The organism is Pedobacter sp. KACC 23697, assembly GCF_045348445.1.
Lineage (GTDB): Bacteria > Bacteroidota > Bacteroidia > Sphingobacteriales > Sphingobacteriaceae > Pedobacter.
Genome location: NZ_CP157485.1, coordinates 3,187,946 through 3,206,802, shown reverse-complemented (window position 1 = coordinate 3,206,802; position 18,857 = coordinate 3,187,946). Strand labels below are relative to the sequence as shown.

General features: G+C 40.1%; 15 protein-coding genes. 2 read left to right on the top strand and 13 right to left on the bottom strand.

The annotated features are described in order from the left end of the window. Positions 1 to 26: 26 nt before the first annotated feature. The 5 genes from ABEG20_RS12770 to ABEG20_RS12750 form a co-directional block, all read right to left on the bottom strand. Positions 27 to 407, bottom strand: coding sequence for a c-type cytochrome (locus ABEG20_RS12770; protein ID WP_406823721.1), 381 nt, complete (start codon positions 405 to 407; stop codon positions 27 to 29). Between the two features lie 22 nt (positions 408 to 429). After that, a complete protein-coding gene (locus ABEG20_RS12765) occupies positions 430 to 1,488 on the bottom strand; it encodes a sugar phosphate isomerase/epimerase family protein (RefSeq protein ID WP_406823720.1) in 1,059 nt (352 codons plus the stop codon). 8 nt (positions 1,489 to 1,496) lie between these two features. Next, entirely contained in the window at positions 1,497 to 2,654 is a 1,158-nt protein-coding gene (locus ABEG20_RS12760) for a Gfo/Idh/MocA family protein (RefSeq protein WP_406823719.1), read from the bottom strand. A gap of 167 nt (positions 2,655 to 2,821) precedes the next feature. After that, positions 2,822 to 4,522, bottom strand: coding sequence for a GMC oxidoreductase (locus ABEG20_RS12755; protein WP_406823718.1), 1,701 nt, complete (start codon positions 4,520 to 4,522; stop codon positions 2,822 to 2,824). Positions 4,523 to 4,540: 18 nt separating this feature from the next. Further along, complete coding sequence (locus tag ABEG20_RS12750) at positions 4,541 to 5,128, bottom strand: gluconate 2-dehydrogenase subunit 3 family protein (RefSeq protein ID WP_406823717.1); 588 nt, start codon at positions 5,126 to 5,128, stop codon at positions 4,541 to 4,543. 481 nt (positions 5,129 to 5,609) lie between these two features. Here ABEG20_RS12750 and ABEG20_RS12745 point away from each other — a divergent pair, with 481 nt between their 5' ends. Both ABEG20_RS12745 and ABEG20_RS12740 read left to right on the top strand, forming a co-directional pair. After that, positions 5,610 to 6,554, top strand: a complete 945-nt coding sequence (locus ABEG20_RS12745; RefSeq protein ID WP_406823716.1) for an NAD-dependent epimerase/dehydratase family protein — start codon at positions 5,610 to 5,612, stop codon at positions 6,552 to 6,554. 74 nt (positions 6,555 to 6,628) lie between these two features. Next, positions 6,629 to 7,357: a YebC/PmpR family DNA-binding transcriptional regulator gene (locus ABEG20_RS12740; protein WP_406823715.1), complete on the top strand. Its 729-nt coding sequence runs from the start codon at positions 6,629 to 6,631 to the stop codon at positions 7,355 to 7,357. Positions 7,358 to 7,925: 568 nt separating this feature from the next. Here the strand turns inward: ABEG20_RS12740 and ABEG20_RS12735 are convergent. From ABEG20_RS12735 to ABEG20_RS12700, 8 genes are all read right to left on the bottom strand, one after another. Next, entirely contained in the window at positions 7,926 to 8,705 is a 780-nt protein-coding gene (locus ABEG20_RS12735) for a prolyl oligopeptidase family serine peptidase (protein ID WP_406823714.1), read from the bottom strand. A gap of 193 nt (positions 8,706 to 8,898) precedes the next feature. Further along, complete coding sequence (gene bglX / locus ABEG20_RS12730) at positions 8,899 to 11,196, bottom strand: beta-glucosidase BglX (protein WP_406823713.1); 2,298 nt, start codon at positions 11,194 to 11,196, stop codon at positions 8,899 to 8,901. A 96-nt stretch (positions 11,197 to 11,292) separates the two neighbouring features. Beyond that, positions 11,293 to 13,047 (bottom strand): discoidin domain-containing protein, encoded by a 1,755-nt coding sequence (locus ABEG20_RS12725; protein ID WP_406823712.1) that lies wholly within the window; start codon positions 13,045 to 13,047, stop codon positions 11,293 to 11,295. Positions 13,048 to 13,060: 13 nt separating this feature from the next. Continuing rightward, complete coding sequence (locus ABEG20_RS12720; protein ID WP_406823711.1) at positions 13,061 to 13,462, bottom strand: hypothetical protein; 402 nt, start codon at positions 13,460 to 13,462, stop codon at positions 13,061 to 13,063. A gap of 57 nt (positions 13,463 to 13,519) precedes the next feature. Next, positions 13,520 to 14,881, bottom strand: coding sequence for a glucoamylase family protein (locus ABEG20_RS12715; protein WP_406823710.1), 1,362 nt, complete (start codon positions 14,879 to 14,881; stop codon positions 13,520 to 13,522). A gap of 16 nt (positions 14,882 to 14,897) precedes the next feature. Then, a complete protein-coding gene (locus ABEG20_RS12710) occupies positions 14,898 to 16,565 on the bottom strand; it encodes a glucoamylase family protein (protein WP_406823709.1) in 1,668 nt (555 codons plus the stop codon). A gap of 53 nt (positions 16,566 to 16,618) precedes the next feature. Continuing rightward, the gene (locus ABEG20_RS12705; RefSeq protein ID WP_406823708.1) at positions 16,619 to 17,908 is read right to left on the bottom strand and encodes a M57 family metalloprotease; all 1,290 of its coding nucleotides are present in this window, start codon (positions 17,906 to 17,908) and stop codon (positions 16,619 to 16,621) included. Between the two features lie 117 nt (positions 17,909 to 18,025). Beyond that, complete coding sequence (locus ABEG20_RS12700) at positions 18,026 to 18,850, bottom strand: LamG domain-containing protein (protein WP_406823707.1); 825 nt, start codon at positions 18,848 to 18,850, stop codon at positions 18,026 to 18,028. Positions 18,851 to 18,857: the final 7 nt, after the last annotated feature.

The following is an 18,857-nucleotide window of genomic DNA, read 5'->3' as shown; positions in this document are numbered from 1 at the left end:
TAAATCGATTTGCTAACGGAATTCGATTATTTTTTCTTTAAAGATAAAATATACTTTACCATTAATTTTGCATCATCTTTTTTAAGTGTAGCATGAGCGGTCATCGGCATGTTGCCCCAAACGCCTGTTCCACCTTTAATGATCTTATCGGCTAACATGTTGATGTTTTTTTCGGTAGCCGGATATTTTTTGGCGATGTCTACGTATGCAGGACCAATAATTTTATTGGTTTTGTTGTGGCAACCTAAACAATCTGATTTATTGATCAGTTTTTCACCTGGATTTGATTGAAGGGTTGCATGATTTGTTGCCGTTGCAAGTACGGTCTTCTCTTTCGCTAAATCGGCTTTTGAAAACGACGCCATAAAAATGACTACAGCGCCTAAGATTAAAAATGTTTTTTTCATGTTGTGTGTGTTTTGTGTGTTGTTATTCTTGTAATCCTAATATTCTTTTATTGAAAGCGCTATCACTACCTGATGCAGCAAAATCATCAAATGCTTTATCCGTTACGTTAATGATATGCTTTTTGATAAATTCTGCACCTTCTCGCGCACCGTCCTGCTGGTTTTTAATGCAGCATTCCCATTCCATAACGGCCCAGCCTTTAAAATCATATTGGGCTAATTTACTAAAAATGGTTTTAAAATCAACCTGTCCATCACCCGGCGAGCGGTAGCGCCCTGCACGGTTTGCCCAACTCTGGTATCCACCAAAAGTGCCTTGTTTGCCCGTAGGATTAAATTCTGCATCTTTTACATGGAAAGCTTTGATGCGTTCGTGGTAAAAATCGATGTACTGAATGTAATCCAATTGTTGCAACACAAAGTGTGATGGATCATACAATAAGCATGCCCGAGGGTGATTATTGACCGCAGAAAGGAACATTTCGTAAGTTTCGCCATCAAATAAATCTTCTCCAGGGTGTATTTCATAGCAAACGTCTACACCACATTGATCAAATTCGTTCAAGATCGGTGTCCACCGTTTTGCCAGTTCTGCAAAACCTTCTTCAACCAGGCCGGCCGGACGTTGTGGCCAGGGATGGAAATATTGCCACAATAACGAACCACTAAAAGTTGCGTGTGCATTTAAACCCAGGTTTTGTGATGCTTTAGCAGCATATTTCATCTGCTGTACAGCCCATTCTGTTCTGGCTTTTGGGTTTTTGTGTACATCTTTTGGTGCAAAAGCATCAAACAGGTCATCGTAAGCAGGGTGAACTGCAACCAACTGGCCTTGTAGGTGTGTAGAAAGTTCGGTAATTTCCAAACCGTATCCTGCAATCTTTCCTTTTAACTCATCAGCATAGGTTTTACTTTCAGCTGCTTGTTTGAGATCAATAAAGCGGGCATCAAGTGTTGGCATCTGGATGCCTTTAAATCCTAAATCTGCAGCCCATTTGCAAATGCTATCCAGTGAATTAAATGGAGCATCGTCGCTGATAAATTGTGCTAAAAATACAGCTGGTCCTTTTATTGTTGTCATGCCGGAAATTATATTTTATAGTCGAACCATTTTTGATCTGATTGGCCTGATGCCACTACATTTTCAATGAATGCCATTCCCCTGATTCCATCTGAAGTGCCAGGGAAATCAAGCATTTCAGCGGTAGGCTGCTCATTGTTTAATTTTGCAGTTACAGTTAGGGCAAAGTTTTTATAAATATTGGCAAATGCCTCTAAATAACCTTCAGGGTGGCCGCCTGGTGTTCGGGTATTGTGTTTTGCAAAGCTACCCATGTAGCCGTTACCGGTTCTGTAAATTTGTGCTGGTGCATCTAACCACCTCACAATCATGGTGTTTGGTTCCATCTGGTGCCATTCTAAACCTCCTTTTTCGCCATAAACCCTGATTTTTAGTGCATTTTCTTCGCCAGCGGCGATTTGTGAAGCCACCAATACGCCATTAGCGCCGTTATCGAATTTTAACAGTACGTTGCCATCATCATCAATGGCTCTGCCAGGTACTACAATATTTAAATCGGCACAGATTTTAGTGATTTTTAATCCAGAAATATATTCTGCAAGATGTGCTGCATGTGTACCGATATCACCCATACAACCGCTTTTTCCGGTTTTAGAGGGGTCGGTACGCCAGGCCGCCTGCGCATTACCTTCACGTTCAGAAAGTGTGCTTAACCAGCCTTGAGGGTATTCTACAACAATTTTACGGATAGCACCCAATTTACCTTCACTTACCATTTGTTTAGCCTGCTTAACCATTGGGTAACCCGAATAAGTATGTGTTAAACAAAGCGTTAATCCTGTTTCCTCTACTTTAGCGTGTAGCTGTTTTGCTTCTTCTAAAGTTAAAGTCATTGGTTTTTCTATGACCACATTGAAACCTTTATCCAATGCCATCATTGCAGGTGCAAAGTGGGCAAAGTTTGGGGTAACAATGGTTACAAAATCAATTCTTTCTTCTGCCGGCAATTCACTTTCTTTTGTCAGCATTTCCTCGTAATTGTTGTAGATCCTGTTATCGGGAAGAAAAAGCATTTTTCCAGATTCGTATCCAATTTCAGGATTTACACTTAAAGCTCCGGCAGATAATTCGATCAGGCCATCCATGTTAGCGGCCAAACGGTGTACGGCACCAATAAAGGCGTCTTTTCCACCGCCTATCATGCCCATTCTTAATTTTCTTTTCATGTTATAAAAGGTGTCGGGTGTAAGGTGTAAGGTTTTGGGTGAATTTCCTATTCCTTAATGCTTAAGCCTTTCCCTATTTAGATATTGTTTTTAAATAAAGTTTAAGGTTTAGGGATAAGACCTTACGCCCTTTACCCTAAACCTTAAACCTCATGTGTTAGACCTTTCTAGATATTCTTTTTCTTAAGTTCTTTTACTGCATAATCAGCAGCACGCGCAGTTAGCGCCATAAATGTTAATGAAGGGTTTTGGCAAGCAATTGATGGCATGCACGATCCGTCGGTTACAAAAACATTGTTTACTTCATGCATCTGATTCCATTTGTTCAGTACAGAAGTTTTTGGATCGTTACCCATCCTGGCAGTGCCCATTTCGTGGATAGCCATACCCGGATAACAGCCTGCATCGTATGTTTTGATGTTTTTGATGCCTGCTCTTTCCAACATTTCAGCGGCATCATTCATCATATCCAAACGCATTTTTTTCTCGTTTTCTTTGTATTCGCAATCAATTGCCAATACAGGCTGTCCCCACTTATCTTTTTTGGTTTTATCAATGTAAACCTTGTTTTCGTAGTAAGGTAACATTTCTCCAAAACCGCCTAATCCCATGGTCCATTTTCCCGGAGTGGTCATTTTTTGTTTCAGGTCTGCACCAAACGATAACTCAGCAACGTCATTTTGCCAGTTGTTTCTGCTCGCGCCGCCCTGGTAACCGAATCCACGTAAGTAATCGCGTTTATCATTACCGATGTTTTGATACCTGGGTACATAAATTCCATTTGCACGGCGGCCGTAGGTGTACTTATCATCAAAGCCTTCAGCCTCTCCGGATGCACCACAACGGAAATGGTGATCCATTAAGTTATGCCCTAACTGGCCACTACCGTTACCTAATCCGTTTGGATGTGCATCTGACGTTGAATTTAATAAGATAAACGTAGAAGCTAATGTAGAACCGTTTACGAAAATGATTTTAGCATAAAATTCCATCGTTTTGTTGGTTTCTGCATCAATAACCATTACGCCTTTAGCCTTTTTGGTATCTTTATCATAAATAATATGATTTACGATAGAATATGGCCTTAGGGTTAAACGTTTAGTTGCCATTGCCGCAGGTAGGGTAGAAGACTGCGTGCTGAAATAAGCTCCAAACGGACAGCCGCGGCTACACAGGTTTCTGTACTGACAATTACCACGGCCTTTATGCGGAACGGTTAGGTTAGCCACACGGCCAATCATCATAATCCGTTCTCTTTTATAATGTTCTTCTATACGGGCTTTAACAGATTTCTCTACAATGTTTAAATCCATTGGAGGTAAAAAATCGCCATCCGGGCAAGTAGGCCAGTTCTCTTTAGAACCACTGATGCCGGCAAAACGTTCTGCATAATCGTACCATGGTGAAAGTTCTGCATAGCGGATCGGCCAATCGTTTCCGTGGCCATCTTTTGCATTGTCCTCAAAGTTATGGTCGCTTAAACGGTAACTCTGACGGCCCCACATCAATGATTTACCACCTACATGAAAACCACGGTACCAATCGAAACGTTTATCTTCGGTGTATGGGCATTCTAAATCGTTTACCCACCATTTTTCGTTTGCTTCCTGGTATGGATAATCTCTTTTTTGTACAGGGTGGGTACGCTTTTGTTCTTCGGTAAGTCTACCTGCATGTTTGAAATCCCAGGGATTTTTCATCGCATTTTCATAACCGGTAATGTGCTCAATGTTCATCCCTCTTTCGAGCATGAGTACACGTAAGCCTTTCTCGGTAAGTTCTTTTGCGGCCCAGCCGCCACTAATCCCCGATCCTATAACAATAGCATCGTAAGTATTTTCTGCTTTTAAATTCGTATTTAAATTCATGATTTTTTGTAGTTGTTGTTAGGAGGTAGCCCAGGATCTTTGGCCAGGTTTTAAAGGCGCATTGCCGTCATATCGACCCGGAATAAGAACATATTCTCTTGCTTTGGTACAACCAATTTCTGAAGAATAGTAACCGAGTAGAGTCAAATCACGCGCAGTGATAAAAAAGTAAGCTAAATCTTTATTCTCTTCTGATTGACCATCTTTTTGAGCAAGTGCGATAGCCCTCAAATCGATCATTAGCTTTTTACGGTCGGCAGGTGTTAAAGTGATATAACTTTTTCCGAAATCTTTCATTGATTTTGCCTGAAGATCTTTGAAGCCTTTAGCAAAGGAAGTTTGCATGGTAGCAGGGTAACAATCTTTCATCATCATCGGGATAAATTTCCCTAAACCAGCTGCTTTGGCACCTGCTGATGATTTGGTTGTCGGGACAATGATATCCGCAAATTCGGCAAAAATCTTTTCGTCTTCCAGTGAATAGCTTACAAAGTTTTTTTCATTCTCGGGGAGCGTAAAACTTTCAAATAACACGCCCATTGTACTTGCCGAGATTGCTCCTCCCAACAAAAATGCAACGTTTTTGAGTGCTTCTCTTCTGTGCATCGTCTTTATGATTTTATATTTTGGTTACTTATGTGTTCAATTAGTAATATTAGAAAAAATATAACGTAAAGCGTAACTATATGACGTTAAATTATTGATTTGCAATATGATTGTTACCCTGTAGAATTGTTCTAAATAATGGCTATTTTAGGGCTTGCTGATGATTTTGGCCGCGATTTTATACTAATTTTTCTTGGTGTAAAAAGTACATTTAGTAGTGGTTGGTATGTTGTTCGTCTATAAATACAAAAATGTAGGTTTTTTCGTCAAACATCAGACTAAAAATAGTTCGGTTGAGCAGTTTATGATTCAATTGATCAAAATTTCCAGTCCACCGTTCATCGTTTGCAGTTTAAAGTTTTCAGTTAGCATCATCTGGTTAATAATTAGCCACTTTATACCCTTACCAATTGTTCCCTTCTCAAAATATTTTATTGCCTTTTATCTCATTTTTTTACCTTTGCTCAATCTCAAAAAAAATATGCAAGAAAAAATTGTTGTTTTAGGCTCTAACGGGCAAATCGGCACCGAATTGGTAACTATGTTACGTAAAATATATGGTGATGATCATGTTGTTGCATGCGATATACGCAGGCCGGATTATGATATCAAAAACGCTGCACCTTTCGAATTTGTGAATGTACTTGATAAAGAAATGATCAATGGCATTTTTCATAAATACAGACCAACACAAGTTTATCTTTTGGCAGCCCTACTATCGGCTACGGGTGAGCAAAACCCAAAACTGGCATGGGATTTAAATATGAACGGTTTGTTGAATGTGTTGGATTTAGCTTTAGAATATAAAACGGCTAAAGTATATTGGCCAAGTTCTATTGCTGTATTCGGACCAAATTCACCTAAAGATCATACTTCGCAATATTGTATAATGGATCCGAACACTGTATACGGAATCAGTAAACTGGCAGGTGAGCGCTGGTGCGAATATTACAATCAAAAATACGGATTGGATGTGCGTAGTATCCGTTATCCGGGATTGATCAGCTGGAAAGCTGCCCCTGGAGGTGGAACAACAGATTATGCGATTCATATATTTCATGATGCGTTGAGAAAGGGGAGTTACCAGAGTTTCTTAAATGCGGAAACAGAATTGCCTATGATGTATATGGATGATGCGATCCGCGGAACAATCGAGTTGATGGATGCGCCAGCCGATCAGATTTCGGTGCGTAGCAGTTATAATTTTGGTGGGGTAAGTTTTACGCCTGAGGTTTTGGCAGCTGAAATCAGGAAACATATTCCGGATTTTACCTTATCTTACGCAGCCAATGATCCCCGTCAGCAGATTGCAAACAGCTGGCCACGTTCCATCGATGATCGCTATGCTGCAAAAGATTGGGGATGGAAACCCGAGTTCGATTTATCGAAACTGACAATTGACATGTTAAATAATTTAAAAAAATAAGATATAGGTAGAAGGTTTGAAGGTTGAAGGCGTAAGGTCTCAAATCTCACATCTCATATCTCAATACTAAAATAATGGGAAGAGCATTCGAATTTAGAAAAGAGAGGAAATTTAAGCGTTGGGCCAAAATGGCGGTTCAGTTTACGCGTATAGGTAAGGATATTGTAATGGCAGTTAAGGAATCAGGACCTCATCCGGAAACCAACTCCCGTTTACGTACCGCGATACAAAATGCGAAAGCTGTTAATATGCCGAAAGATAGGGTAGAAGCAGCAATTAAACGTGCTTCTGATAAATCAATGGCCAATTACGAGGAAATTGTATACGAAGGGTATGCACCGCACGGTGTAGCCGTATTGATTGAAACCGCTACTGATAACACCAACCGTACGGTGGCTAACGTGCGTAGTTACTTTAACAAAACGAATGGTACTTTAGGTAAAACAGGATCATTGGACTTTATTTTTAACCGTAAATCTATTTTCCGTTTCGTGCCTGCTGAAGGTTTAGACCTGGAAGAACTGGAGTTCGAATTAATTGACGCTGGTTTGGAAGAGCTTTATGTAGAGGCCGATGAAGAGGGAAATGATATTGTGGTGGCGCAGGGCGCATTCGAAAACTTTGGCTCATTGCAAAAGGCTTTAGAAGAGAAAGGCATTGAGTTAAAAAGTTCAAAACTGGAGCGTATTGCTTTATCTCATCACGAGGTTACAGAAGAGCAGGCTGCCGATGTATTAAAACTGATCGATAAGTTGGAGGAAGATGATGATGTGCAGGCCGTTTACAACAACATGTCGGAGTGATAGCTACTGATATTTATTGATAAAGGCTTGGGGATTTTCTTCAGGCCTTTTTTGTATTTAGACCTCGCAGGTTTTTAAAACCTGCGAGGTCTGGCTTGGATAGTTCCTTCCATCTTGGCGTCTCGCTAAGACTTCCCGATTGATGTGTTTTCCGATTGATGTGGTAAAAAACTAAGGTTGAATGATCTTGAAAATTTTTCTTCATGCTTTTTTGAAGAGCAAAACCTGTACTTATAGGTTACAGCAGTCCCGCCATCATTTCAAGTCCTCGGCTTCGTTCCTCAACCTCCGGGCTTTCCATTTATGTCTGGTCTGGTTTACTTAGGTCAAACCAGGTAAGATAAACCTTACAAAAGCGGGCACGAGCTCCAATTTTTCAATTGGGGCGAGTAAAGCGGATGGCAGGGCTTTCGAAATCAATAACATACCGACCCCTGTTTTTTTAATTCTTTTAACTGAAAGTTGATTTTACATTGCATCTTTTAAAAAGAGTCGTCCTGCTGAACTTGTTTCAGCATTTATTTCAGGGTGACAATCAGGAGAAAACCTGCGAGGTTTGATTTGTCTATCATTTCTTATGCGAAAATAGCCAGCTCAACAAATCAGGTTCGGCAAATGCACTATCCCAGCTATTGTGATTTGCGTTAGGGTAAAGCGTAAATTTAACCTCGTCGCCTACACTTTTTAGTCGTTCAGCAATGGCAATCGATAATGCCGGATCTACAATATCATCTTTAGCGCCATGAAAAATCCAAAGGGGCACTTTCTGGTATTTTTTAATGTTATTGGTATTGTCTCCACCACAAATAGCAATCGCTGCCGCAAATTTACGTCTTTCCCGCCTTAATAGCTCGTAGGTACCCATTGCACCCATTGATAAGCCGCCAACATAAACCTGATCTCTGTTTACATATGGCTTTTTAAGAAAATCTTTGAACATTCCCTGTAAAGCATGCATAATTTTAGTGGGTTTACCACCTTCTGTAAAACTGAACTTTCTTTTGCCGTTTGCTTCCTGCGCAATACTAACATTGGCCCAATAATCGTTTTTCGGACATTGAGGGAAAACTACAATAGCAGGGAAATTTTTACGGACATCATTTTTTAAAAACAATTTTCCACCATGTACCAGTTGACTGGCGTTGTCGCTTCCCCTTTCCCCACTTCCGTGCAAAAAGAAAACAATCGGATATTTTTGGCCTGGATTAAAATTCTCTGGGAATAAAATCCTGTAGTAAATAGAATCCTTTCCTTTAATAAAACTTCCCCTGTCGTATTTTTTTAAGTCTTGAGCGTTTAAAAAGAGTACAGGAAAAAGAATGCAAATAGTTAGAATAATCTTTTTCATCTGTTGATATATTAATATGTTGTGTAATGTCCGGTGTTGGAGCTTTAAGCTCGATTTTTCAATATGGTGAACAAGTTATCATAACTTCTTAATATCAGTTGTGTTTTGAGAAATCATGATCTTTTCATTCAACAAAAATAAAAAACCCTGGCTACTTTACAATAGCTCAGGGTTTATAACCAAACCTATTATCTTATTTCAACGTAAAAGATGCTTCTTTTACATCGCGTGAATTTGTACCAATAAATACCTTGAAATCGCCAGGTTCGGCAACGAATTTCAGATCTGAATTGTAAAATTTAAGGTCGTTCTCTGAAATATTGAAAGTAACCGTTTTGCTTTCTCCGGCTTTTAAATTAATCTTTTGGAAACCTTTTAGTTCTTTTACCGGACGGGTAATACTTCCAACAAGATCCTGGATATATAATTGAACAACTTCTTTACCCTCATATTTGCCGGTATTGCTTAAAGTAACTGATGCTGTGATCGATTTTCCCTTGGTCAATGTATTGGCGCTGAGTTTAACATCACTATAGTTAAATGATGTATAGCTTAAACCAAAACCGAATGGATATAAAGGATCATTGCTTACGTCTAAATAGTTGGAACGAAATTTTTCGAACCATTTACCTTCGGCCAATGGACGGCCGGTATTTTTGTGTGCATAATATAATGGCACCTGACCCACATTTTGAGGAAAAGTTGCGCTCAGTTTACCGGATGGATTAACATCGCCAAAAAGCACGTCGGCAATTGCATTTCCGGCTTCACTACCTGGGAACCATACATTTAAGATAGCCGGGATATTTTGCTGTTCCCAATTTAATGCCAACGGACGGCCTGTAAACAGCACCAATACCACCGGTTTACCTGTTTTGGCCAAAGCTTTTAAGAGGTTTTTCTGTGTTTCAGGAATCTGGATATCGGTTACACTGCTGCTCTCACCTGTAAATTCAGAACCTTCGCCAATAGTAGCCACAACAACATCTGATTTTTTAGCCACTTCTAAAGCTTCTTTAATCATTTCAGCTTCGGTACGCGGATCACGTTTGTATGTTGGGTTGTGGATGTTTACATAACGCTGCTCCATAGCAGAATCTGCTAAAAAATTAGCACCGCGTGCAGTTAAAATCTTTGCTTTATCACCCAACACATTTTTTAAGCCTTGAAGCACAGTTACCGATTGATCAAAAAGCGCAGCAACACTCCAGGTACCGTACATATTGGCGGTATTATCTGCCAACGGGCCAATTAAGCCAATTGTACCTGATTTCTTTAAAGGAAGTATATCATTGTTATTTTTCAAAAGCACAAAACTTTCTGTTGCAACTTCGCGTGCCACCTGGCGGTTAGCCGGACTAAAAACTTCTTTTGCTGCTCTTTCTGTATTGCAAAATTTATAAGGATCTGTAAACAAACCCAGTTTGTATTTGGCTTGCAGCACTAACCGGCAGGCCCTATCGATCTGTGCCATACCCACTTTTTTCTCTGCCAGTGATTTTTTTAAAGTGCCTAAAAAGCCTTCGCCAACCATATCCATATCAACACCTGCATTTAAAGCCAGAGCAGAAACAGTTTGCAGATCACCCATGCCATGTGCAATCATTTCAGGAATACCGGTATAATCGGTAACCACAAAACCTTTAAAACCCCATTGATTTCTTAAAACCTCTGTCATTAGCCACTTACTTCCGGTAGCCGGAATGCCATCAACTTCGTTAAAGGAAGCCATAATGCTGGCTGCACCTGCATCAACAGCGGCTTTGTAAGGTGGGAAATATTCGTTGTACATACGAACTTTGCTCATATCGGTTGTATTGTAGTCTCTGCCGGCTTCAGCAGCACCATAAAGCGCATAATGTTTAACACAGGCTAAAATCTCGTTATTGGCCTGGAGTTTTCCCTGATAGCCTTTTACCATGGCTGCAGCAATTTGTGAGCCTAAATAAGCATCTTCGCCACTTCCTTCTGAGATGCGGCCCCAGCGTGGATCTCTCGAAATGTCGACCATAGGGGAGAAGGTCCAGTTAATTCCACTCGCACTGGCTTCTATTGCGGCTATACGGGCCGATTTTTGCACCGTGGCCATATCCCAGATACAACTAACGCCTAAAGGAATTGGAAAAACGGTATTGTACCCATGGATCACGTCCATTCCGAAAAGCAACGGAATTTTCATACGGCTGTTTTCGACCGCTATTTTTTGTACTGATTTAATCTTATCTACCCCCTTGATGTTGAATAAACCACCAACTTGTCCGGCTTTAATTTTTTTAGAAATGTCGCTGCTGTTGGCCTGTCCTGTGGTAATATCGCCAGAACTTGGCAAATTCAGCTGTCCAATTTTTTCATCGATGGTCATTTTCGCCATCAGGTTGCTGATGAATGTATTCATCTTTGCTTCTTCTGCCGGGATTGGCTTTTTGTTTTGTGCTGATCCGTTCAGTACAAAAAAGGTTAAAAAAACAACCAGGATATTCGCTCTCTTCATTATATATGTGTTTTATTCTTTTTCCTTCTCAAATTTTAATCGTTAAAAACGATTGGTTATTTCCACACTCTTTAGAAAGGGGTGTGAACATTTATTTTAATCAACTTTCTTCACTTCAGTTTTTACCGATACGCCATTCTCATTTATGGCTTCAATAGCAAAATAATATGCTTTTTGACTGTCCATTGCTTTAAACCAATATTCATTAAAATCGTGAATCATGATGCAGTTGTACAGCTTGTCAGGTGCTGTACCATAGTACAGATTATAAGCGAAGGCATTGTCAACAGGTTCCCATTTAATGTAGGCACTGCGTTTGTCTTTTTCTGTTCTTAATACAATCAGGTTTTTTACTGTGGTGGGTTTCTCTCCATTTCCGTTGCCGAATACACGCAGGCCACTGATGGCGAATTTTCCGGTAGGCATGTGGATGTTTACCATTTTGATGAACCTGGTTTTAACCGGTTTTGGCAATTCGATATAATCATGCGGAACATCTGTTTTGTTCTGGCTTTTATCAACCAAAGTCGTCCATTTTTTGCCATCAACTGATGAAAGGATTTTATATTGATGATAAATTCCGATCTGTTTTCCTAAAAATTCTGCATCCTGATCGGCATAATTGATCTGGATAGCGTTAACAGTTGCAAGACTCCCCAAATCAGTCTGGATCCATTCGCCATTATTTGCTGTTTTCGCACTCCAATAGGTTTTAATGTTTTCGTCAACCGCATTATTGGCATTAAAGCCGCCAAGGGTAGAGGAGACGGTTACCGGTTTTTTATAGTTAATGAGCATCCAGCCCGGCCCGGCAGGTCCGCCTTCTTTTCTTTCGGCAGGTAAATAAAGCGGATAATCGCCAAATGCGGTATTGGTCCACATCACATCATCCTGATCAAAACCAGTAGGCCAGATGCCCATGCGGCGTTCCCAGGTGTTTTTTACACAGATAATGCTGGTAGAAATATGCCAGTAATTTTTGTTGTTATCCTGAAAAGTTGCCCCATGACCTGCACCGCGTGAAAATCCTCCGCCTTTATAACTAAGAGGGTCGGATTGTGGTATTGTAGGTGTGTCATAAAAAAGCGGTTTGTTACCCACTACCACACCATCCGAATAGCCGCTAAATTCGGTTCCGGGTGCACCATACTGAAAATAATATTTGCCGTTATGTTTGGTCATCCAGGCACCTTCGGCAAAAGGATCGAGAAAGGTATTATCCATATACTCGCCAAAACGTTGCCAACCGTAGCGCCAGCTCTCCAGTAAATACATCGGTGTACGTGTACCTTTTGGTTTAAAAGTTTTGCGGTCGAGCTCTACACCATACATCGGATAATTATTACTGCTGCCGTTATACATGTAAAATTTACCATCATCGTCGGTAAAAAAGGCTGGGTCCCAGCCACCGATTTCCAAAGAATCAACCAAAGGAAACCATTTGTTGCCTTTAGGATCGGTGCTACCCCAGAGGGTGAAGTTTTTGGTGTAAGTGCTTCCGAAAACCACCATGGTATCGCCAACAATGCCCACGCCGGGCGCACAGAGTTCGTCTTTGGTTTTGTTCCATGGGCGCAAGAACTTTCTTTCGTGGAATTTCCAGTTCAGCATATCGGCACTATGCCAGTAGCCCCATTGGTTGGTGCTAAACAGGTAGAAATCGCCTTTGTAATTTACAATAACCGGATCGGCAGTAGCACGGTGTTTTCCCCATTCGGTAAAAGACTCGAAAGGGGTGTAACCATAATCTACGTTGATGGGGTTGCAATAGGTTTTTTGCTGCGCAAGCAGTTTATAAGTATTGCAGAATAGCGAGATTGTTAACAATATTTTGAATAAATGTTTAGCCATTATTCATTAGGAATTAATTGAAAATATTGATTTTGGCACAGCTGGAGCAGCCTATAGACATGCCGCTAACCGTTAATCCGGTAACATGCGATTGGTGCTCCCAGTAAACCCACATATCATGGGCACCGCCAGTTGAAGTTAATTTAACGGTGTAAACATCACCATTTTCCGGTATTTGACCGATAACCGTTCCACCTGGAGAATTTGGTGGAATAAAGAACGAATAAACACCACCACTGGTATTATTTTCTAATCTTACATACACACCATCACTGGTTGAGTTGGTCGCCGTAACATTTACCATAGCAAATTTTGCTTTTGTGGTTTTATGTTTGGCTTTAGATATTGAAGTAAAACCTGAATTCAGGATTACAAATCCCATCATTGCTGTTAATATTAAAATTACTTTTTTCATGGTTCTGTAGATTAATTTGAAATATTTGATGGCTAAACATTTATTTACAACTTGATGTTAAGGTTGAAACTGGAAATCCAGCTTCTTTAAACCATTCTGTACGTCTTTATTTCCCATAAATAGCTTCCAAAGCAAGCCTGAGCGGTAATTTTCGATCATCACCACCATAGGGCCCTGATCGATACCCAGGTAGCGTTTCGGATACCAGTTATCTGTTTCGGAAAAGGCATCATAAAAACCGTATTTACCCCAAACTTTATCACCCAGGTCTTCGTAAAGGTGCCTGATCACTTTCATCGATTCTTTTGGGGTGTATGGAATGGATGAGATGGCTGCAGTAGGTGATATGACACCAAAATCTTCCTGCGGGTTATGTGCGGCATAACCTTTTACTGAATAACTGGCCGTTAAACCCCAGTTATTTTCTCCATAACCTTTAAATTTTTTTGGATTGGCCACGCAATAATCGTGTATGGCCAGTGTATGGTTTACATTGTTTTCCCAATAATCGGCATAGCGGTCTTTCAGTCCTTTCGGGTTTAAACCCAGGTAAGAATAATGAGCCCAAAACAAAGGGCCTACCGAGTTTTTCTGCCCCTGATAATCCAGTGTAAAAGCGTGACCGTAAAATTTAAAATTGGTTTTAATTCCGCCATTTCTCGCCCAGCCTTCATGATAAACCTCGGCGGGTATCGTATGGGTAGGAGAAGAGGCAGCCATGACGTACATAATTAAACACTCGTTATAGCCTTTTACGGGGAAATTCATTTCCCACTGGTATTGTGGCGACCAATGCCAGTACAATACATTCTGGCCACCATTGCGGTACCAGTTAAAATCAATGCCTTTCCAAAGTTCGTCAGCTTTTTTAGCTAAAGCTTTTTCTGCTTTTGTGCCATTTTTATAATATTCGTTAATGCAGATCAATGCCTGTGCAATGAATGAGGTTTCTACTAAATCACCACCGTTATCTTTTTGTCCGAATGGACGTACTTTACCGGTTTCTCCATCAATCCAGTGTGGCCATGCACCATGAAAACGATCGGCTTTGGATAGAAAATCCAATATTTTATTTAACCGGTCCAATCCTTCTTTTTTGGTTACGTAATTCCTGTCAATTCCACTTAAAATAGCCATCAAGCCAAATCCTGTAGCGCCTGTTGCAACAGTGCTTTTATCATTTTCCGGATAAATGTTATCTACATGGAAACGCTCTCTGCCAGCACCAGAAGTTGGTTCTGCACCATCCCAAAAATACTCGAAAGTCTGTTTTTGAACGAGATCGAGCAATTGCTCATCGCTCAGATTTTTCTTAATGCTGAGATCCGGATTGTAAACCTGTTTTTCATGTTGTGCGCATGATGTCAACGTAAAAAGCGAAAATGATAATAAGAGGAAGTTTCGGAATATAAATTTCATTGCTGATGGGATAATATTAAAGATTGGGACTGCTGAACCCAAGATTTTTCATGCCTGTTTTAACTTCAGGGGCCGACATAAATAAGTTCCATATTAATTTGGTTCTATAATTTTCGATCATCACTACTATTGGTCCCTGATCTATCGCCAGGGTCGAAGAAGCAAACCATTGATCTTTTAGAGAAAAAGCATCATAAAAACCATAATCTCCCCAGGTTTTGTTACCTAGTTTATAATAAAAATATTTTAGCGCCTGCATCGATTCTGTTGGCGTATATGGAAAAGATGATAAGGCTGCGGTAGGGGCAATTACGCCAACATCATTGTTGGGTGCACTGGCAGTATATCCGTTTGGAATGTCACTGGCTGTTAAACCCCAGCAATTTTCGCCATAGCCGTAGTTTCCAAGTGGATTGGCTTTGCAATAGTTATAGTTAATCTGCGCGTGTGCCCTGGTCTGCATTTCATAATTGGCGTAAGCATCGCTTAAACCTGTTGGATTGATGCCCAGGAAAGAATAATGAGCAAAAAATAATGGGCCGCCATTGGCAACGCCTAAAGGCAGTTGTACGCCATAGTAGGTGTTGCCGTTTTTCATCGCTCCGTTTTGTGCCCAACCGTTATCATAAACAGTTTTTGGAATGGAATAAGTAGGAGAGGCTGCTGCCATCACATAAGTGATTAAGCATTCGTTCCAGCCTTTAATGGGCAGGTTCATGTCCCAGTTGTAATTTGGGCTCCAGTGCCAGTAGAGGGTGCTACTGTTGTCTTTCCTATACCAGTTCCACTCCACGCCATTGTAAATGGTATTGATATCATTTCTTAATGCTGTTTCCGCTACATCAGTTCCATTAAAATATTGACGAGCGGTGATTAAACCTGCCATTAAAAATGAAGTTTCTACCAGGTCTCCACCATTATCTTTGGTGCTGAATGGAATTACTTTTCCTGTATTACCATCTAACCAGTGTGGATAAGCACCATGAAAACGGTCAGCAGTTTTTAAAAAGGTTACCATTTTTTGTATCCTGGTCAGTCCATCAGCCCTACTGATAAAATTTCTGTTAATACCTGTAATTAGGGCCATGATGCCAAAGCCCGAACCTCCGGAGGTTACAATATTGCCAGATGTGTTCCTTTCCCTGGCCAGGCCACTTGTGGGATGCGCAAAGTCCCAGAAATATTTAAAGGTCTGTTTCTGTACCAGCGTTAACAGTTCTTCATCGCTGATGCGGGCGAATTTATCATTATCATCAACTGCTGTGATCAGGTTTACTGACACTGCCGATTGCAGCTTGCCACCGGTTTTTGATGATAAATTATTGTTAACATTTAAAATATATTTAGTAATGGGCTGTAATGCCGTAGGGGTAATTACAACCGTATTATCATTGTTCTCTAATTTGGATGTGAATGCGGCCGGATTTCCGGACGCATCGGCAAGGGTAATATTGCCACTTACAGAAGTGGAGTTAATCGGTGATGAGAAGGTAATTTTGACAATTGGGCTATTGCTTAAGCCATAGTAGGTAAAACCGCTGTAAGCATCGTTTACCTTTAGATCGCTGAAAGCGAAAGATGTTGGTGTAATTGGCGGATCAACGGGTGCAGGTGTATCACCTTTTTTGCACGCGAAAAGATTTATGATAAAAAGGAATGCAAGTACATTTTTTAATTTTAACATTGAGCTAAATTTTAGCTTACAGGGGATACCCCTGTAAGCTTGTTTTATATTTGTTAATTAACATATATACCTTCAGCAGGGATACTTACTGAGCCCTGAGAAGTGTTGACAACCACAGCTATTCCATAATAGCCTGAGGAACTAACCGAAACTACTCCGGTACTTGAGGTTGCTGTGCTATAGGTTACTACGCCTGTTTGATAATTTCTTAATTCTATAGTAAAATAATTAACGCCTGTTGGGCGTATAATATTTACAGTGATTGTTCTATATGATGAGTTGCTTAAAGTAAATTTAGGTTTTGTACCACCACATGTACCAACATAGTTTGCATTTGCCTGGCCTTGACTTGCCAATGCATTGGCGGCTTTTTGATCTGCATCAGCCTGCGAAATTTTTGAACTATAGGTGCCTGCAGGAATGGTAAATGGAACAACGTCAGGTGTTCCTGTACTACAGTTTGTTTGGGTAAAGTTTTGACTAACTGCAGCGTTATAAAATATAGGATACAAGTTAATTAATGCCAACTTATCTTTAGCAGATAAATAGGCTGCTCCTATACCACACTGGCTTCCGTTCATCAGAGAATTTGCATCCGTTCCACCTGCGTTGGGTACATCAATTGCCGTAACTGGTGTACCAATAAGGTCACTATCATTTTGATTTTCTCCATTTGCAGACCAGTTGGTATGGCGAAAACCTATTGTATGTCCCAGCTCATGAGTAATTGTTCTCTGCCTTTGATCGAAGCTATTACCAGAAATATAACTTTTATTTATTTCAACTAAATCACCAGCTTTACCATTTAGTGGAAAGCGTGCCCTTCCACACCCACCATTTCCTAAATTTGCATCTTTAATTAAAATATCGTAAGAACCACTAGAAACGATACTAAATGAAATTCCAGAAGGCTCATTGTTCCATTGTCCTATGGCAGAATTGATTTCATTAATCATACTGTTCATGGATGGATCTACCATAATCCTAACATTAATTCTATTCGTTTGATTTACTAAAGTTCCTCCATAATACTGCCCAATTTTGTGGTCATTAATAGATGGTAATGACATTTGGCGATCAGTTAATATGAGGTTATTTTCAACTTTTTGACTTTTATTAAGAGGAATTTCCATGTTTTTGGCGAAGGTAATATCGCCATCTACAAGGTACTCGACACCAATGTCTTTAATTGAGTTTGCAGAAAAGCCTAAACTCTTAATGTAGGATAATACTGCATCGTTTTTTGATTCAGCAAGTGGAGTGTCTTGATCAGTTTTTTTACAGGAGGCTATAAAAATAACAGATAACAAGATCAGAGCATAAAATTTTAGATTTTTTTTCATGGTAGTGGTTTTAGTTTTTCAGTTTATCGTTGTTTCGGTAAAAAAATTATTATGATTTAAATTGATAATTGAGTAGATAAGGGCTACCCAGAAGTAGCCCTTTTTATTTTTAGTGAATTATTTTCCTCTCGCCTCAAGCTTAGAAAGATATCCGATTTCATCTTCAGATAAAGCTTTATCATAAAGCCTAACTTCATCCAGTTGGCCAGTTAGGAAGCTTGCCCAATCTTGCTTGGATGTTCCGGTAGTTTGGCTCGGAGTGGTTTGAAACTGAACAGTCCCGAAAACCAAATTGCCTGTATTGGTAAAGGTTAATGGACCTGTCAAACCGGTAACTGTTCCAGCGCTTACTCTTGAGCCATTTACGAATACTTTAACCATACCTGAAGTGGCATCGTACGAGATTGCTAGGGAAATCCACTTGCCAAAGAGATTAACAATATTATCCACGGCATAGGTTTTATCGCCACCCTTATTGATATGGATTCTTAATTTACCATTATCGTTAGTACTGCCGTTTTCTACAAACACTTCTATGTTACCCCAGAACTCTGTTTTGTTAGATAAACTGAATAAACCAATAATCCCGTTAGATGGGGGAGGGGTATTAATCCATTCTGTTAATGTAAAACTCGACAGAGAAGTAACTTTGGAGGATGGTGTAGCTAAAACATAGCTGTTTGCCGCTCCCTGAAGTGACTTGCCTTTAATGCCAGTTCCAAAACTGGTACCGGTATTTGTTCCTGCACCATTTGACACACTGTCGATTAAACCTCCGTCAAAAGCCCAATAAGCGATAAGGTTGCTGGGCGCAATCTGCTTTGCATTTGTAAATCCACCGATATTCAAAGCTGGAGCATAGCTTGAAGGATCAAATTTTTTCTGGCACGACGATAATCCAAGGACTACGGCTGCCATCAATATAAAATATTTTTTTTTCATTTCTTTT

Bases quoted from the DNA above. Each gene is read 5' to 3' on its own strand.
- ABEG20_RS12725 (WP_406823712.1), bottom strand. From the start codon at position 13,047: ATGGCTAAACATTTATTCAAAATATTGTTAACAATCTCGCTATTCTGC.
- ABEG20_RS12705 (WP_406823708.1), bottom strand. From the start codon at position 17,908: ATGAAAAAAAATCTAAAATTTTATGCTCTGATCTTGTTATCTGTTATT.
- ABEG20_RS12735 (WP_406823714.1), bottom strand. From the start codon at position 8,705: ATGAAAAAGATTATTCTAACTATTTGCATTCTTTTTCCTGTACTCTTT.
- ABEG20_RS12740 (WP_406823715.1), top strand. From the start codon at position 6,629: ATGGGAAGAGCATTCGAATTTAGAAAAGAGAGGAAATTTAAGCGTTGG.
- bglX (WP_406823713.1), bottom strand. From the start codon at position 11,196: ATGAAGAGAGCGAATATCCTGGTTGTTTTTTTAACCTTTTTTGTACTG.
- ABEG20_RS12700 (WP_406823707.1), bottom strand. From the start codon at position 18,850: ATGAAAAAAAAATATTTTATATTGATGGCAGCCGTAGTCCTTGGATTA.
- ABEG20_RS12770 (WP_406823721.1), bottom strand. From the start codon at position 407: ATGAAAAAAACATTTTTAATCTTAGGCGCTGTAGTCATTTTTATGGCG.
- ABEG20_RS12720 (WP_406823711.1), bottom strand. From the start codon at position 13,462: ATGAAAAAAGTAATTTTAATATTAACAGCAATGATGGGATTTGTAATC.
- ABEG20_RS12765 (WP_406823720.1), bottom strand. From the start codon at position 1,488: ATGACAACAATAAAAGGACCAGCTGTATTTTTAGCACAATTTATCAGC.
- ABEG20_RS12760 (WP_406823719.1), bottom strand. From the start codon at position 2,654: ATGAAAAGAAAATTAAGAATGGGCATGATAGGCGGTGGAAAAGACGCC.
- ABEG20_RS12715 (WP_406823710.1), bottom strand. From the start codon at position 14,881: ATGAAATTTATATTCCGAAACTTCCTCTTATTATCATTTTCGCTTTTT.
- ABEG20_RS12750 (WP_406823717.1), bottom strand. From the start codon at position 5,128: ATGCACAGAAGAGAAGCACTCAAAAACGTTGCATTTTTGTTGGGAGGA.
- ABEG20_RS12710 (WP_406823709.1), bottom strand. From the start codon at position 16,565: ATGTTAAAATTAAAAAATGTACTTGCATTCCTTTTTATCATAAATCTT.
- ABEG20_RS12745 (WP_406823716.1), top strand. From the start codon at position 5,610: ATGCAAGAAAAAATTGTTGTTTTAGGCTCTAACGGGCAAATCGGCACC.
- ABEG20_RS12755 (WP_406823718.1), bottom strand. From the start codon at position 4,522: ATGAATTTAAATACGAATTTAAAAGCAGAAAATACTTACGATGCTATT.